This is a genomic window from Aeromonas sp. ZOR0002 (assembly GCF_963866995.1).
GTDB classification, from domain to species: domain Bacteria; phylum Pseudomonadota; class Gammaproteobacteria; order Enterobacterales; family Aeromonadaceae; genus Aeromonas; species Aeromonas caviae.
Window position 1 is genome coordinate 1 of sequence record NZ_CAWMFQ010000355.1, and the last position, 15,949, is coordinate 15,949.

Here is a 15,949-nt window from a genome sequence, read left to right on the forward strand (position 1 = left end):
GACATCTCCGCTGACCTGCAGGAATTTGCCCAGACCCCGGTGGCCGTGGTCTGCGCCGGCGCCAAGTCGATCCTCGACATCGGTCTGACCCTGGAGTATCTGGAGACCCAGGGGGTGCCGGTGATCGGCTACCAGACCGAGGAGCTGCCCGCCTTCTACACCCGGGAGAGCGGCTTCAAGGTGGATTACCGCCTGGAGAGCCCGGCGGCCATCGCCGAGGCGCTGCGTCTGAAGTGGGAGCTGGGGCTGGCCGGGGGCGCCGTGGTGGCCAACCCGATCCCGACCCAGTTTGCCATGCCCAAGGCCGACATCGACGCCGCCATTGCCCAGGCACTGCGAGAGGCGGACGAGCAGGGGGTGAAGGGCAAGGCGTCCACCCCCTTCCTGCTGGCCCGGGTGTGCGAGCTGACCGGTGGCAACTCCCTGGCGGCCAATATTCAGTTGGTGCTGAACAACGCCGCGCTGGGGGCGCGCATCGCCGCCAGCCTGTGATCGGTCGTCCGGATGTGCGAGCTGACCGGCGGCAACTCCCTGGCAGTTAATGTCCAGCGGGTGCTGAACAACGCCGCGCTGGGGGCGCGCATCGCTGCCAGCCTGTAAACACCTTTGCGAAAGATGCAAAAGAGGGCCAACAGGCCCTCTTTTTATTGCGTGAATCGGTGAGATACCCCCTTATTCCAGCACCAGTCGCCCGTTGAGAGGCTGGACGGGGCGGTTGTTGGGGTGGTGCATCACCGCCTTGAAGGCATCGATCTGGGCCTGGCTGGCCTGTACCGGCTCCTTCATCACCAGCCAGCGCACTCCTTCCGAGCAGGGTGGGGTGGTCAGGGACCCGCTGAAGCGGTAGTAGTCGTGCTGGGCGGGCAGCAGTTGCTCTACCGAGATGGGTTCCTTGAAGGCATGGATCTCCCCCGCCTTGGCTGGCAACACCTGCCAGGCCTGGCTCAGGGCCCCATTGGCCTGGCCCGGCTCGAACATCACGGCGACCACCGCCAGCTCCCCCTTGTCATTGGCATGGACCAGGTGACCCTCCAGGGGGTAGGACCTGCCTTCGATGAGGTTTTCGCTGGGGGCGTGGAAGTGGAACTGCTTGAGCTCGAAGTGCATGCCGTCGAGCTCAAGGGTGCTGCCGGGGGCATAGTTGACCTGCACCGTGTGGCCGTTGTTGACCAGCGTCTTGCCACCCGCCTGATAGTGGAACTGCAGGGGGGCCAGATCGGCCTTCACCAGACCCGAGAGGTTGACCGGCGACTGGTTGCTGCCGGCACACTGGCCATATTCCGGGGTCAGGCTGGCCCATTTCGCCGGGCCGGCCTCGCCGCTGTATTCCCAGTGTGTGGTGGCGGCAAAGGCGGCAGGGCAGAGCAGCAGGGCGCCAGCCAGCAGGGACTTTTTCATCATGCATCCTTATCCTGATTGAAAAGCACGGCCATTCCTGGCCTTCCGGCAGGAAGGCCTCATCAATGGCATCGTTGGAAACGCAGGGTACGCGGTGCCAGACCGGATTAATTGTTATGAAAGGTCTGTCGTCATCGTTATTTGAAGCGTGGCATGAGGCGGCGCCATGATGTATTCCGGCAACGGGGCCCGCTTATTCATGAAGGAGAAATCCTGCGGGCATTTTTGCAATGAACGGCCCCCTTTCATGGTGCCCCAAATAGCTGACGGGCTGATTCTAGAGGGCTTTTCATGGCTCCGTTTGATCTCGAGCAAACAAGCGCGGACTAATTATCGGGCTTGAGGATCCCTTATTTCGTTGGGATTTTTTCGATATTCCCTGACCCGGCCAGGGGCGTGCGTGGTGGGAGCCGGGCGCTGTGCTGACAGAGTGCCTCGGTGTTGACCCCTTATCTCTCTGATAGTGCTGGAGAAATTCCCCCCTCAGCACAGTGGCGGCGGGATGACAATCCCCCGGTTGGCGGCGTCTTGTTTGCGGTTTTGCCGTCCTCTTCACATTTCCGGATTGCTCGCTATTTGTGCGATTGCCTTGCTCATCCGACCTGGTGTCAAATCACTCCGCCTAACACAAGGAGTGGCATAATAATGAATGATATCAATAAATTAGTTCTGGCTATCGGATTCACTCTCACCACCTTCCCGAGCCTGGCGGCGGGATTCCAGTGCGGGGAGCACGTCACCCTGGGGGTACCCGGTCAATCCAGTCAGCTGTTGTGCCGGGAGGGCTATGCCGCCGGGTACAACTACGACACCAAGGTCTCTGACTGGGTCTCTTACCGGATGACGGCCGCCAGCGCCCAGGGCCAGGTGCCGCGCAAGGATGCCTTCGCCGAGGACAAGGAGGTGCCGGTGCAGTTTCGCGCCACCCTGTCGGACTACAAGGGCTCGGGCTATGACCGCGGCCACCAGGCGCCGGCGGCGGACATGCGCTCCACCGCCAACACCATGAAGCAGAGCTTCCTGCTGACCAACATGACCCCGCAACTGCCGGCGCTCAACCAGGGGGCCTGGCGCATCCTGGAGGAGAAGACCCGGCAGTGGGCCATCACCTACAAAAGCGTGCAGGTGATCACCGGCCCCATCTTCACCCACTCCGATGGCGCCATCGGCAACGGCGTGACCGTGCCCCACGCCTACTACCGGGTGGTGATGGATCTGGCGGGCAAGCGGGCCATCGCCTTCATCCTGCCGCAAGAGAACGTCTCGGCCAGTCGGCTGGCTGACTATGTGGTGACGGTGGATGAGGTGGAGGAGCAGACCGGACTCGACTTCTTTACCGAGCTGCCTGATGAGCAGGAAGAGGCCATGGAGTCGCGGCTGTCGGCCATGTGGGGCAGTTAGCGCGTCCGGCAGGGGTAACGGGGGCCCAGGCCCCCGTTACCCACACGGGCCTCCGGCCATTGTCATGGCCCCTGGTACAGGGCCAGTACAGCTTGGGTCTGGCATCGGGCCCTTATCATGACTCCTTTTTCAGGAGGCATCATGTCAGCGCTGTTTTCCCTTTACTCCTTGTCCACTCTTGCCCGCGCGTTGCGCATCTGCGTACCCATGGCGCTGCTGGGGGGTGCTGTTTCCCCGGCCATGGCCGACGAGGATATCCGCTTGGGGCAGACCATTCTGCTCGGGGTCGGCGATCATCCCGCCATCATTCCCATGCTCGCCTGCCGGCCGACCAAATCCATCATGGTCAAGGCTGGGCGGGAGTTGACCCTGGAGCGGGTCAAGGTGTTCTACGGCAACGATCGCAGCAAGACCCTCTATTTCGACAAGGTGTTGAGAGAGGATCAGGAGTCGGGGTGGCAATCCCTCGGCAGCCGACTCTGCATCAAGCGCATCGAGGTGTACGGCAATTCGGAAGGGAGCAGGGCGGGGGTCAAGGTGTACGGGCGCAAATGAGCAAAGGGCGGGGGAAATCCCCGCCCAGTGCTTATTTCTTCGGGCGGAACGGTTTGATGATGGCCTCGTCGCACTCGAGATAGGGCCCTTCCATCAGGTCGATGCAGTAGGGGATGGCGGGGAAGACCGCATCCAGGCACTCGCGGATTGATTTGGGCTTGCCCGGCAGGTTGACGATGAGCGAGCTGCCGCGCAGGCCGGCGGTCTGGCGCGACAGGATGGCGGTCGGCACGAACTTGAGGGACTCGGCCCGCATCAGCTCGCCAAAGCCCGGCATCATGCGATCGCACACCGCCTCGGTGGCCTCCGGGGTCACATCCCGCCTGGCCGGCCCTGTGCCCCCCGTGGTAACGACAAGGCAGCACTGCTCCTCGTCGACCAGCCGAACCAGGGTCGCCTCAATCTGATCCTGCTCGTCGGGGATCACCTGATAGACGGGCTCCCATTCCGAGGTCAGGTAGGCGTTCAGGGTGTCGATGATGGCCTTGCCGGAGAGATCTTCGTAGATGCCTGCACTGGCGCGATCGCTGACGGTGACGATACCGATTCTTGCCTTGCTCATGGTCTGCCCTTGGTTGCCGCAATAAAGTGGTAAATAAAATAACATAATCAGTGAGATATGTTAAACCGCCGGATGGTACAAGGGGAGGGCATCGAGCCTGGGGGAGAGTCGAATGAAAAACAATTTTGAGAAAAGTCCGTTAATAAGGAATAAGGCCGAGAAAAATGACGCTGAAATTTTATAAAAAAACTGACGCAGGCCGGATTCGGTTAATTTCATGAATCATAAGGAGTAAATGATTTTTTCCGCCAACGATGCGCAATTCGTGTCAAAAACCGGACTCCTGTGGCTCGGCGGTGAATGGCCCAAAATCGCCACCATCCTATATAACCTTCCCTAGGGACAGTGAAATAGTGATGTGCCCGGCGTCGTTCCATTCCATGGGCGAGGTCCGGCCAGGAGGGTATATGGAGCTGCCTGATTTCGATACCCTGAAGTACTGGGCGCTGGCCGAGCCGGAGCGACTCGACGCGCTGCTGCACCAGCAGATAGAGACCCTGATCGCCCAGGTGGGACCAGAGCGGCAACGTCGGCTGCGAGGTCTGCAATTTCGCATCGACTGCCAGCGCCGCCTGGCAAGAAACAACCTCGACAGCTGCATCCGGATAGCCAACATGATGCATGACTCCGTCTACGCCATGCGCCAGCACATTCTGGATCTGCAGAACGAATCCTGTCAGGAAATGGCAGAGCCCCCGCTGCCGGATAATGTGATAGCGTTTTCAAGTTATCTTAAACGGAAATAATTCACGGCCCTGTTCAAGATATAAAAAAACAGGGTGTTTATTAATTTGTCTCACCCCTTCTCAAACAAGTTGTTAAGCAAGTTGGGTGAATTGTTTTTTATTTGCTGCAAATATTCCCCGGGCGGCTGAATAATAGTGACCAGTGCCCGCAGTCCGATAGAGATGGATGAAGGTGTATTTATTTTGGGGTAATATCCAGACACATTTCATCTTGCTATGACTCAAAGGGATCATGAGAAGCATCACACCAGGAAGGGTGCTGTCGCGAGAGCAGCAGACGGAGATCACCCGGATCATCGTCAAGGCGGGCCAGATGCTGGCCCAGTTTGGGGCGGAGAGCCGCATCATAGAGCAGACCACGGTCCGCCTGGGCATGGCGCTCGGGCTGGAGAGCGTCGAGATGGCCATCTCTTCCAGCGCCATCGTCCTCACCAGCCTCTACCAGGGCAGTTGCGTCACCACCACCCGCCGGGTACGGGAGCACGGCATCAACATGCAGGTGGTGTGCGAGATCCAGCGCATCTGCATCATGACGGAAAAGTCGCTTATCGGCGCGCGCGAGGTACGTCAGCGCCTCGAGGCCATCACGCCATTCCACTATCACCCCTGGCTGGTGGTGCCCATGGTGGGGCTCTCCTGCGGTGCCTTCAGCCTGCTGTTTGGCGGTGACTGGCCCATCTTCCTGGTGACCTGCTGCTCGGCCTCGGTCGCCATGCGGGTACGCCAGCTCATTGCCCGCCATCACCACAGCCCCCTCATCAACTTTGCCGCCACCGGGTTTATCGCCACCCTGCTCGCCTCCAGCGCCACCTTCTTCGGCTGGGGCGAACAACCCTATCTCGCCATGGCCGCCAGCGTGTTGCTGCTGGTGCCGGGGTTCCCGCTTATCAATGCGGTCTCCGACATGGTGAAGGGTTACTTCAATATGGGGCTGGCCCGCTGGGGCACGGCGACACTGCTGACCATCAGCGCAGCCATAGGGATCATTCTCGCCATGTCGGTGACCGGCATCTGGGGGTGGAAAGTATGAAGATCTTTGACGTTGTATCGACCCTGTTGATCGGGGCAAACCGGCTATCCATCAGCGCGTGGAACCATATCGGGATCCTGCTCGCCATGTCGGTGACCGGTATCTGGGGGTGGAAGGTATGATGGAACTGCTCTGGCTGCTGGCCAAGGATGCCTTCTGGTCGGCCATTCCGGCGGTGGGCTTTGCCATGCTGTTCAACGTGCCGCCACGGATGCTCAAATATTGCGCCATGGGGGGCGCGCTGGCCCACAGCCTGCGTACCCTGCTCATCCACTACGGCATGCCCATCGAGTGGGCCACCCTGGCAGCGGCGACCACGGTCGGCTTTGTCTGTGTCTACTGGTCGCGCCGCTTGCTGGCACCACGCCCGGTGTTCAGCGTCGCCTCCATCATCCCCATGATCCCGGGCAGCTACGCGTTCAAGACCATGATCGCCATCGTGGAGCTCAATATCTCCGGGGTGACCATGGAGCTGCTTCAGAGCGCGGTGGAGAACGGCCTCAAGGCGCTGTTTATCGTGGGGGCCCTGAGTTTCGGTTTGGCGATCCCCTCTCTGGTCGTGTACCGTAACCGCCCCATTATCTGACGACGGTGCGAGAGGTTGACCCCATGATGATTTCCATGATTGCCGCCATGGCCCAGGACAGGGTGATCGGCCTGGACAACCAGATGCCCTGGCATCTGCCGGCGGATCTGGCCCACTTCAAGCGGGTCACCCTGGGCAAGCCGGTGCTGATGGGGCGCAAGACCTTCGAGTCCATCGGACGGCCGCTGCCAGGCCGTCGCAATCTGGTGATCAGCCGCAATCCCGACTACCGGGCCGACGGCGTGGAGGTCATCGACTCGGTGGAGGCCGCACTGGCGCTGCTGGCGGGCAGCGATGTGGCCGAGCTGATGGTGATCGGGGGGGGGCATCTCTACGGCCAGCTACTGCCACGGGCCGACAGGCTCTATCTGACCCGTATCGATCTGGCGGTGGAGGGGGATACCCGTTTCCCGGCCTTCGACGAGAATGACTGGTCGTGCATCGAGCGCGAGTCCCATCACCCCGACGAGAAGAACCCCCATCCCTACTGTTTCGAGACCTGGCAGCGGCGCTGAGCCCTCTGATGCCATGAAGAGCCCCTTGCGACAGCCGGGGGCTTTTTTGTGCCCTGTTGCTGCAAAGAGAAGGGGGCTGAACCGGCATGGTTGAAGGTGCCTGAAGCAATATCCGGAATGCGTGACATTAAAATGATTAGTTATGTAATGAATAAGCCATTCATCGCCCCGATGGGCGCCATCCTCCCCACCCTCTCTTTTCGCCTGCTGCTAACGCCTTTTAATCATTAATGAAATATGCTGAAAGTGCATCGATACTGTGGCGACCCTGTCTATTATAGGCGTTTTTATCGTGATTTAATGGATTTTTATGAATGAAAATAACCAATAAAAATCAATAAGTTAAATTTAACCTCTCTAGGCTGGCTTCAATTGGTTCTTTTATTTGGGTGTGAAATTACTTAGTGTTAAAAGTAATTGGCTCACGTTCGACGGTTTGCCAGGCAAGGCGTCGGCCAAGAAAAAAGGACAATATGACAGTCAAACTCGAGGTCAAATCCCTCTACAAAATCTTCGGCGATCAGCCGGATAAAGCGTTCAAATTGCTGGCGAAAGGGCATGATCGCGCCAGCATCCTGAAAAAGACCGGACAGACCCTGGGGGTCCAGGATGTCAATCTGGCCATCAACGAAGGGGAGATCTTCGTGGTGATGGGCCTCTCCGGCTCGGGCAAATCCACCCTGGTGCGTCTTTTCAACCGGCTGATCGAGCCGACCCGCGGCCAGGTGCTGATCGATGGCGAGGACATCGCCGCCATCTCGGAGCGCGAACTGCGCCAGGTGCGCCGCAAGAAGATCAGCATGGTATTCCAGTCTTTCGCCCTGATGCCGCACCTGAGTGTGCTGGAAAATACCGCCTTCGGGCTGGAGCTGGCCGGAGTGCCACTGGCGAAGCGCCAGCAGAGCGCCCGTCAGGCGCTCCATCAGGTGGGGCTGGGACAGTGGATAGAGGCTTATCCGGATGCCCTCTCCGGCGGCATGAAGCAGCGGGTCGGGCTGGCCCGGGCCCTTGCCAATGACCCCGACATCCTGCTGATGGACGAAGCTTTCTCCGCGCTGGATCCCCTGATCCGCACCGAGATGCAGGACGAGCTGCTCAAGCTGCAGGCCAGCCAGCAGCGCACCATCGTCTTCATCTCCCACGATCTGGACGAGGCGATGCGTATCGGCGATCGCATCGCCATCATGCAGGATGGCCAGCTGGTGCAAGTGGGCACCCCGGACGAGATCCTGAACCAGCCCGCCAACGACTATGTGCGCGCCTTCTTTCGCGGTGTGGATCTGGCCCATGTGTTCAGCGCCCGCGATGTGGCCAGCCGCAAGCAGGTGCCCCTCATCAAGAAGCACACCACCGACGGGCCGGGCAACGCCCTGCGCCAGCTCAAGGAGCTTGAGCGGGAGTTCGGGTACGTGGTGGATCGTAGCCGCCGCTTCCTCGGGGTCGTCTCGGTGGAGTCGCTCGGTCAGGCGGTAAGGGCCAAAGGCAGCCTGGAGCAGGCGTTGCTGGCGGACATTCAGCCCATTCTGGCGGACACCGCCCTCAATGAACTGATAAGCCAGGTGGCGGCCGCTCCCTGTCAGGTGCCCGTGGTCGAGGAGGATGGCACTTACCTCGGCCTCATCTCCAAGGCCAATCTGCTCAACACCCTGGACAGGAGTACCCCGGCATGAAGCTGATGAATCCCCATTTCTTGCTGAGCGGGCTGCTGGCCCTGGTGCTGCTGGCGAGCCCTTCTCTGCGGGCCGATGAGGTGGCGGCAGACCCCTGGAGCGCGCCTGCGTCCACCGAGGTGTCCGATCCCTGGGGCAGTACCGACACCCTGGCCACCGACTGGCAGAACCAGATCGAAGCCGCCTACACCACAACCGCCATCGACTGGCTGGATCCTTTCCAGCAGGCGCTGGTGCCGCTGGATACCTGGGTGGAAGGGGGCATCGGCTGGCTGGTGGAGAACCTGCGGCCGCTGTTCCAGCTGATCCGCGCACCGGTGGAGCTGACCCTGAACGCCATGACCCATCTGCTGCAGACGGTGCCCTCCACCCTGATGATGGGGCTCCTGGCCCTGCTTGCCTGGCAACTGGTGAACGGCCGCATGGCGCTCGGCACGCTCGTATCTCTTGTGGGGATCGGGCTCATCGGGGCCTGGTCCGATGCCATGGTGACCCTGTCCCTGGTGCTGACCTCGCTGTTCTTCTGTGTGCTGCTGGGGTTGCCCACCGGCATCCTGCTGGCCCGCAGCGAGCGGCTCTCCACCTGGACCCGGCCGCTGCTGGATGCCATGCAGACCACCCCGGCGTTCGTCTACCTCATCCCCATCGTGATGCTGTTTGGCATCGGCAACGTGCCCGGGGTGGTGGTGACCGTCATCTTCGCCCTGCCGCCCATGATCCGGCTCACCATGCTGGGCATTCGCCAGGTGCCTGCGGATCTGGTGGAGGCGGCCCACTCGTTCGGTGCCAGCCCCTCCCAGTTGCTGTTCAAGGTACAACTGCCGCTCGCCATGCCCACCATCATGGCCGGGGTCAACCAGACCCTGATGCTGGCGCTCTCCATGGTGGTGATCGCCTCCATGATCGCGGTGGGGGGCCTCGGCCAGATGGTGCTGCGCGGCATCGGCCGTCTCGACATGGGGCTCGCCTCCATCGGCGGCCTCGGCATCGTGCTGCTGGCCATCGTGCTCGACCGCCTCACCCAGGCGATGGGGCAACCGGATCGCACCCGTACCGGCCGCTGGTATCAGCACGGCCCCGCCGCCCTGCTGCTGCGTCTGACCGGTCGTGACAAGAAAATCGATTACAAAGGAGTAAACGCATGAGACAGACCACCAAAGGATTGACCCTGGGCACATTGCTGCTGAGTGCCCAACTGCTGAGCCCGCTCGCCATGGCCAGCGCCGAGTTGCCGGGGGAGGGGGTTCGCGTTCAGCCCTTGCAGAGCTCCTTGCCGGAAGAGGCCTTCCAGAGCCTGCTGGTGAGCAAGCTGATGGGGCGTCTGGGTTACGATGTCCAGCCCGCCCAGGAGGTGGACTACAACGTGGCTTATGCCTCGGTGGCCCAGGGAGACGGTACCTTCCTCGCGTTCAACTGGGTGCCGCTGCAGGACAACAAGTACGAGCAGGCGGGGGGCGACAAGGTGTTCTTCCGTGAGGGCACCTATGTGGCCGGTGCCGCCCAGGGGTACCTCATCGACAAGAAGACCGCGACCCAATACGGCATCACCAACCTGGGCCAGCTCAAGGATCCCGAGGTGGCGGCGCTGTTTGACGGGGATGGCGACGGCAAGGCCGACCTCATCGGTTGCAACCCCGGCTGGGGCTGCGAGGGGGCGATCAACCATCACCTCGACGCCTTTGGTCTGACCCCCACGGTGGCCCACAAGCAGGGCAACTACGCGGCGCTGATCGCCGATACCCTGGCTCGCTACCAGGCCGGCAAGCCGGTGCTCTATTACACCTGGACCCCCTACTGGCTCAGCAGCGAACTGGTGCCGGGCAAGGATGTGGTGTGGCTGGAAGTCCCCGCCGACGCCCCGGATGCGGCCAAGACCCGTTTGCCGAACGGCAAGAACTACGGCTTTGCGGTGAACACCATGCACATCGTTGCCAACAAGCGGTTTGCCGAGGCCAATCCGGCCGCCGCCAAGCTCTTCTCCATCGTCAAGCTGCCGCTGAATGACATCAACGTGCAGAACGGCCTGATGAACAAGGGGCAGAACAAGCCGGCGGACGTGGAACGTCATGCCGATGCCTGGCTCAAGGGCCACGAGGCGCTGGTGAACGACTGGCTGAATCAGGCGCGCGCCGCCGCCATGTAATGAGGGGTGGAACGTCGCCCTTTTGCGCAAAGAAAAACGCCCGGCAGTTGCCGGGCGTTTTTTTGTGGGCGGGGCGCAGCACATGGCCGGACCGGGGGTTCAGATGCCGGAGCCGTCGCTCTCGCCACCTTCCTCATGCAGGCCACACTCGCGCTTGAGGCCGAAGAAGCGGGTCTGCTCCTCGCTCATGCCGGGCTCCCACTTGGCGGTGGTGTGCACGTCGCCGACCGAGAGGTAACCCTGCTCCCACAAGGGGTGGTAGGGGAGGTCGAACTCCTTGAAGTAGTAGAAGACGTCCTTGTTGCTCCAGTCGATCACCGGCAGGAACTTGAAGCGACCGCGCTGGATGGCCAGCACCGGCAGCTTGCCTCGGCTGCCGGACTGCTCACGGCGCAGGCCCGAGAACCAGGTGCGGGCACCCAGCTCGTTCAGGGCGCGGTCCATGGGCTCCACCTTGTTGAGCTGGTTGTAGCGGGTGATCCCCTCCACCCCCTGCTCCCACAGGAGGCCGAAGCGGGCCTCCTGCCAGGCCGGGCTGAGTTCGGCCCGGTAGATCTTGAGGTTGAGCGCGAGACGCTCGGTCAGCTCGTCGATGAAACGGTAGGTCTCGGGGAAGAGATAACCGGTGTCGGTCAGCACCACGGGCACGTCGGCCCGCTCGCGGCTCACCAGGTGCAGCATGAGCGCCGCCTGGATGCCGAAACTCGACGACAGCACATGCTCCCCCGGCAGGTTGGCCAGGGCCCAGCGCACCCGCTCGGGGGCGCTCATGGCGTCCAGCTCCCGGTTGAGAGGGGCCAGCGCTTCGACCTGCTCCTCCCGGCCCAGGGCCAGGAGGGCGTCGAGGTCGAGCCGGCCGTCGGCGGTGCGCGCAAGCCGGGCTGTATCAGTCTGTTCAGGCTGCATAGAAGTCCCTCGCGGAGTCGATAACCGGGGCGATGATCCCGGCGCGAATGACAAAATCGCCGAAGCACTCGTTCGGGTTGCGATCCTTGGCCCAGCGGCCGATCAGGGCGTCCAGTTCGGCCAGGATCTGCGGCTCGGTGATGTTCTCCAGGTGCAGGCGCGGGATGCGGGTCCCCTCGAGGTTGCCCCCCAGGTGCAGGTTGTAGCGACCCGGCGCCTTGCCCACCAGACCCACTTCCGCCAGCATGGCGCGGCCGCAGCCGTTGGGGCAGCCGGTGACCCGGAAGATGATGGCGTCATCCGCCAGGCCGTGCTTGGCCAGCAGCCCCTCGATGTCGGTGACGAAGGCAGGCAGCATGCGCTCGGCCTCGGCCATTGCCAGGGGGCAGGTGGGCAGGGCCACACAGGCCATGGACTGCTTGCGCTGCTCGCTCACGCCGTCATCCAGCAGACCGTACTGGCGCGCCAGCGCTTCGATGCGTGCCTTCTCGCCGGCAGGCACGCCCGCGATGATGAGGTTCTGGTTGGCGGTGAGGCGGAAGTCCCCCTGATGCACCTTGGCGATCTCCAGCATGCCGGTCTTGAGGGGCTTGCCCGGGAAGTCCAGCAGGCGGCCGTTCTCGATAAACAGGGTCAGGTGGTGCTTGCCGTCGATCCCCTCCACCCAGCCGAAGCGATCGCCACGACTGGTGAATTCATAGGGGTGAACCGGCCCGAACTGGATGCCGGCGCGGTTCTCCACCTCGGCCTTGAAGGCCTCGACCCCCACCCGTTCAAGGGTGTACTTGGTCTTGGCGTTCTTGCGGTTGACCCGGTTGCCCCAGTCGCGCTGGGTGCTGACCACGGCGGCCGCCACCTCCAGCACGTGGGAGAGCGGAATGAAGCCAAAGTCGCTCGCTTTGCGCGGGTAGGTGGTGGTGTCGCCGTGGGTCATGGCCAGACCGCCCCCCACCAGCACGTTGAAGCCCACCAGCTTGCCGTGATCGGCAATGGCCACGAAGTTGAGATCGTTGGCGTGGATGTCCACATCGTTGTGGGGCGGGATGACCACGGTCGTTTTGAATTTGCGCGGCAGGTAGTTGGAGCCCAGGATCGGCTCCTCGTCACCCCCCAGCTTCTCGCCATCCAGCCAGATCTCCACGTAGGCGCGGGTCTTGGGCAGCAAGTGTTCGGAGATCTTCTTGGCCCACTCGTAGGCCTCCTGGTGCAACTCGGACTCCACCGGGTTGCTGGTGCAGAGCACGTTGCGGTTCACGTCCCCCGCGGTGGCGATGGAGTCGATACCTGTGCTGTTGAGGGTCTGGTGCATCAGCTTGATGTCGCGCTTCAGTACCCCGTGGAACTGGAAGGTCTGGCGGGTGGTCAGGCGGATGCTGCCGTACATGCTGTGTTCTTCGGCGAACTTGTCGATCACCTGCCACTGGGCCGGGGTGATGATGCCGCCGGGCAGGCGGGCGCGCAGCATGACGTTGTGCAGGGGCTCCAGCTTCTGGGCGGCGCGCTCCGGGCGGATGTCGCGGTCATCCTGCTGATACATGCCGTGGAAGCGGATCAGCTGGAAGTTGTCGCCGTTGAAGCCGCCGGTGAGCGGGTCCTGCAGATCTTCGGCGATGGTGCCGCGCAGGAAGTTGCTCTCGCGCTTGAGGCGTTCGTTGTCAGCCAGCGGCCCTTCGACCGGTCCCGGAATAAGTTGTTTGCTCATCAATAGACATCCCTTTGATAACGTTTGGCACGACGCAATTCGCTCAGATACTCTTCTGCTTCCTCACGGCTCTTGTGGCCGTGTTCCGCAATCACTTCCAGCAGGGCTTCCTGCACATCCTTCGCCATGTGGTTGGCGTCGCCACACACATAGAAGTGAGCGCCTGCTTCCAGCCACTGGTAGAGCTCAAGCCCTGCCTCGCGCAGACGGTCCTGCACATAAATCTTGTTGGCCTGATCCCGGCTGAAGGCCAGGGAGATCTTGGACAGCAGGCCCGATTTCACATAACGCTGCCACTCCACCTGATAGAGGAAGTCCTGGGTGAAGTGGGGGTTGCCGAAGAAGAGCCAGTTCTTGCCCTCTGCCCCCTGTGCTTCCCGCTCCTGCAGGAAGGCGCGGAACGGGGCAATGCCGGTGCCCGGCCCCACCATGATGACGGGGGTGTCGGGATTGGCGGGCAGTCGGAAGTTGTCGTTGTGCTCCACGAACACCCGGACCTCGGCATCTTCCGGCAGACGGTCCGCCAGATAGGAGGAGGCGCCGCCGCTTCGCACTGTGCCATCTTCTTGGCGGTAGCGCACCACGCCGACGGTCAGGTGCACCTCTTCTTCCACCTCGCTCTGGGCGGAGGCGATGGAGTAGAGGCGGGGGGTGAGGGGGCGCAGCAGTGCGATCAGTTGATCGGCACTCAAGGAAGCCGGGAAGCGTTTCAGTACGTCCACCACTTGAGCAGAGGCGACCAGGGCGTTGACCTGGGCCTTGTCACCGGCCAGATCTTTGAGCGCCGCGTTGTTCGTGATCTCGGCGAGGCCAGTGATCAGGCCCCCGTGCAGCCGGGTCAGTTCGTAGTGACGGGTCAGCGCCTCGCGCAGGCTGCCATGGGGGGTGGCCTCGTCACCGGTCAGACCGGTCAGGGCCAGCACTTCCCCCACGAGATCGGCGTCGTTGTCGAACCAGATACCGAGCGCATCCCCCGGTTGATAGGTGATGCCGGACTCTTCCAGGTTGATCTCGATGTGACGGATGTCCTTGGTGGAGTCGCGGCCGGTGATCTTCTGGTTCACCGAGAGTCTGGCCGGGAAGGGGTTCTCCTTGTTGTACTGGCTGTGGCCGACGGCGGCCTGCACCGAGCCCGCCACGCTGGCGGTCGCGGCGCCGGCAGAGAGGGTGGCGGCGACCGCCGCAACGGCCTGCTCGCCCCAGGCCTTGGCGGCATCCTGATAATCCACATCGAGGCTAGCTAGCTCATGGATGCGCTCGGCCCCCGCTTTGGCGAGGAAACCATCGAAATCCTTGCCGGTCTGGCAGAAGAACTCATAGGAGCTGTCACCCAGCCCCAGCACGGCAAACTTGAGCCCTTCCAGCTTGCCGACCTTGCCCTTTTTGAGCTGCTCGAACAGATCGACGGCGCTCTCGGGGGGCTCCCCCTCCCCGTAAGTGCTCACTACCACCAGCAGGTGGCTCTCTTTCTTGAGCTGCTTGGGTTTGTAGTCCGCCATGGAGGTGAGGGTCACCGGCAGGCCGCGGGCCTCGGCCTGGGCCTTGATGGCGCTGGCCACGCCCTTGGCATTCCCGGTCTGGGAGCCGTAGAGAATGGTCAGGCTGCCGCCGGGAGCCGCGGCTTCTGCGCCTGCGCTCGCCACGGGCTGGACGCCCGCCTGGGAGAGGCCGTAGAGATAACCGCTGACCCAGGCCAGTTGCTGGGTATTGAGGGTGGTGAGAACTTGGTTGAGCTGGCGCTGCTGTTCGTCAGAGAGCGGGCTCAGGATGGGGGCTGTCAATGGCATCACACATGTCTTCCATGGTCTGATTTTTGGTCAGGGTAAGGGGTGTAATGAATAACAACAAAGAATAAAAATATCTTCTTTATGCGATTTATGAATTTATAAAGCCAAAATCCATCTCAGCCCCGGTGCGCCCGTGATATAAAAATGGCCTTGCCGAGCCCCCTGTCCCGGTGATCTCTCATGCCCCAAGGAGCAACCATGTCCCGTCTCTATCATGTCAACGCCTTCAGCCATCACCCCTTCGGAGGCAACCCCGCCGTGGTGGTGCTGGGGGAAGCGCGGCCCGACGCCGAGCTGCAGGCCATGGCAGCGGAGTTCAACCTCTCTGAGAGCGCCTTTCTGACCCAACTGGGAGAGGGGCATTACGGATTGCGCTGGTTCACCCCGCAAGTGGAGGTGGACTTGTGCGGCCATGGCACCCTAGCGGCGGCCCATGTGCTGTGGCAGACGGGGGAGGTGGCCGAAGCTCAGCCCATCCGCTTCGCGACCCGCAGCGGCGAGTTGGTTGCCCGGCGGGAAGGGGAGTGGATCTGGCTCGATTTTCCGCGCATTGCCCTGGCGCCGCTCATTCTGGATCCGGCCTATGGGGCTGCGGTCGGTTGCCGGCCGCTGCAAACCCTGGCGGCCGGGGCCAAGTTCCTGCTTGAGCTCGCCAGCGAGGAAGAGGTCCGCGCGCTCACCCCGATTTTCACGCCCTGCGGGCGCTGCCGGGCCGGGGGATCATGGTGACGGCGCCATCGAGCCGGAAGGAGGACGACTTCGTCTCCCGCTACTTCGCCCCCTGGATCGGGGTGGACGAGGATCCGGTGACCGGCTCCAACCACTGCGCCCTGGCGCCCTTCTGGGCCGAGCGGCTCGGCAAACGGCAATTGCGGGCCCGCCAGATCTCGGCCCGGGGTGGGGATCTCAGGCTGGAATTGCAGGAGGGGCGGGTGCTGATGGCGGGCC

At 62.3% G+C, this 15,949-nt stretch carries 16 protein-coding genes and 2 pseudogenes; 13 read left to right on the forward strand and 5 right to left on the reverse strand.

Translation table 11 applies throughout. From position 1 onward, the window contains the following. A partial coding sequence (locus AACR77_RS18955) for a pseudouridine-5'-phosphate glycosidase (RefSeq protein WP_042878721.1) occupies positions 1–492 on the forward strand: 492 nt, incomplete at its 5' end. Between the two features lie 3 nt (positions 493–495). After that, positions 496–600: pseudogene (locus tag AACR77_RS18960) on the forward strand (pseudouridine-5'-phosphate glycosidase); the annotation flags it as partial. A 72-nt stretch (positions 601–672) separates the two neighbouring features. Here the strand turns inward: AACR77_RS18960 and AACR77_RS18965 are convergent. After that, a complete protein-coding gene (locus AACR77_RS18965; RefSeq protein WP_042878723.1) occupies positions 673–1,398 on the reverse strand; it encodes a carbonic anhydrase in 726 nt (241 codons plus the stop codon). A gap of 645 nt (positions 1,399–2,043) precedes the next feature. Between AACR77_RS18965 and AACR77_RS18970 the strand changes: the two genes are divergently transcribed. Both AACR77_RS18970 and AACR77_RS18975 read left to right on the forward strand, forming a co-directional pair. Continuing rightward, entirely contained in the window at positions 2,044–2,799 is a 756-nt protein-coding gene (locus AACR77_RS18970) for a DNA/RNA non-specific endonuclease (protein ID WP_042878725.1), read from the forward strand. Between the two features lie 207 nt (positions 2,800–3,006). Continuing rightward, positions 3,007–3,354 carry a DUF2541 family protein gene (locus AACR77_RS18975; protein ID WP_042878740.1) on the forward strand — a complete coding sequence of 116 codons (348 nt, stop codon included), beginning with the start codon at positions 3,007–3,009 and terminating at the stop codon, positions 3,352–3,354. A 31-nt stretch (positions 3,355–3,385) separates the two neighbouring features. Here AACR77_RS18975 and mog read toward each other — a convergent pair whose 3' ends face one another. Continuing rightward, positions 3,386–3,916: a molybdopterin adenylyltransferase gene (gene mog / locus AACR77_RS18980; RefSeq protein WP_039040332.1), complete on the reverse strand. Its 531-nt coding sequence runs from the start codon at positions 3,914–3,916 to the stop codon at positions 3,386–3,388. Between the two features lie 407 nt (positions 3,917–4,323). Here mog and AACR77_RS18985 point away from each other — a divergent pair, with 407 nt between their 5' ends. The 8 genes from AACR77_RS18985 to proX all read left to right on the forward strand — a co-directional run bounded on the left by AACR77_RS18985 (position 4,324) and on the right by proX (position 10,606). Then, complete coding sequence (locus AACR77_RS18985) at positions 4,324–4,662, forward strand: DUF3135 domain-containing protein (RefSeq protein ID WP_010675440.1); 339 nt, start codon at positions 4,324–4,326, stop codon at positions 4,660–4,662. 232 nt (positions 4,663–4,894) lie between these two features. Further along, entirely contained in the window at positions 4,895–5,692 is a 798-nt protein-coding gene (locus AACR77_RS18990) for a threonine/serine exporter family protein (RefSeq protein WP_042014428.1), read from the forward strand. Further along, positions 5,689–5,814: a hypothetical protein gene (locus AACR77_RS18995; protein WP_269429254.1), complete on the forward strand. Its 126-nt coding sequence runs from the start codon at positions 5,689–5,691 to the stop codon at positions 5,812–5,814. Before AACR77_RS18990 ends, AACR77_RS18995 begins: the two co-directional genes overlap by 4 nt. Then, positions 5,811–6,278 (forward strand): threonine/serine exporter family protein, encoded by a 468-nt coding sequence (locus tag AACR77_RS19000; RefSeq protein WP_010675437.1) that lies wholly within the window; start codon positions 5,811–5,813, stop codon positions 6,276–6,278. Before AACR77_RS18995 ends, AACR77_RS19000 begins: the two co-directional genes overlap by 4 nt. A gap of 23 nt (positions 6,279–6,301) precedes the next feature. After that, a complete protein-coding gene (folA, locus tag AACR77_RS19005; protein ID WP_042878727.1) occupies positions 6,302–6,793 on the forward strand; it encodes a type 3 dihydrofolate reductase in 492 nt (163 codons plus the stop codon). A gap of 473 nt (positions 6,794–7,266) precedes the next feature. Further along, the gene (gene proV / locus AACR77_RS19010; RefSeq protein WP_042878729.1) at positions 7,267–8,463 is read left to right on the forward strand and encodes a glycine betaine/L-proline ABC transporter ATP-binding protein ProV; all 1,197 of its coding nucleotides are present in this window, start codon (positions 7,267–7,269) and stop codon (positions 8,461–8,463) included. Next, complete coding sequence (gene proW, locus AACR77_RS19015; protein ID WP_042878731.1) at positions 8,460–9,608, forward strand: glycine betaine/L-proline ABC transporter permease ProW; 1,149 nt, start codon at positions 8,460–8,462, stop codon at positions 9,606–9,608. Before proV ends, proW begins: the two co-directional genes overlap by 4 nt. Beyond that, positions 9,605–10,606 (forward strand): glycine betaine/L-proline ABC transporter substrate-binding protein ProX, encoded by a 1,002-nt coding sequence (gene proX / locus AACR77_RS19020; protein WP_042878732.1) that lies wholly within the window; start codon positions 9,605–9,607, stop codon positions 10,604–10,606. The genes proW and proX overlap by 4 nt, the downstream gene beginning before the upstream one ends. A gap of 99 nt (positions 10,607–10,705) precedes the next feature. Here the strand turns inward: proX and AACR77_RS19025 are convergent, their stop codons facing one another. Genes AACR77_RS19025 through AACR77_RS19035 form a run of 3 tightly spaced genes read right to left on the reverse strand, consistent with a single transcriptional unit; the run spans position 10,706 to position 15,001 of the window. Next, a complete protein-coding gene (locus tag AACR77_RS19025) occupies positions 10,706–11,512 on the reverse strand; it encodes a phosphoadenylyl-sulfate reductase (RefSeq protein WP_010675432.1) in 807 nt (268 codons plus the stop codon). Then, on the reverse strand, positions 11,502–13,214 hold the full coding sequence (gene cysI, locus AACR77_RS19030; protein ID WP_042878734.1) for an assimilatory sulfite reductase (NADPH) hemoprotein subunit: 1,713 nt from the start codon (positions 13,212–13,214) through the stop codon (positions 11,502–11,504). Before cysI ends, AACR77_RS19025 begins: the two co-directional genes overlap by 11 nt. Continuing rightward, positions 13,214–15,001, reverse strand: a complete 1,788-nt coding sequence (locus tag AACR77_RS19035; RefSeq protein WP_042878737.1) for an assimilatory sulfite reductase (NADPH) flavoprotein subunit — start codon at positions 14,999–15,001, stop codon at positions 13,214–13,216. Before AACR77_RS19035 ends, cysI begins: the two co-directional genes overlap by 1 nt. A gap of 198 nt (positions 15,002–15,199) precedes the next feature. On the opposite strand from AACR77_RS19035, the pseudogene AACR77_RS19040 reads away from it, so the two are divergent. Then, positions 15,200–15,949: pseudogene (locus AACR77_RS19040) on the forward strand (PhzF family phenazine biosynthesis protein); the annotation flags it as partial.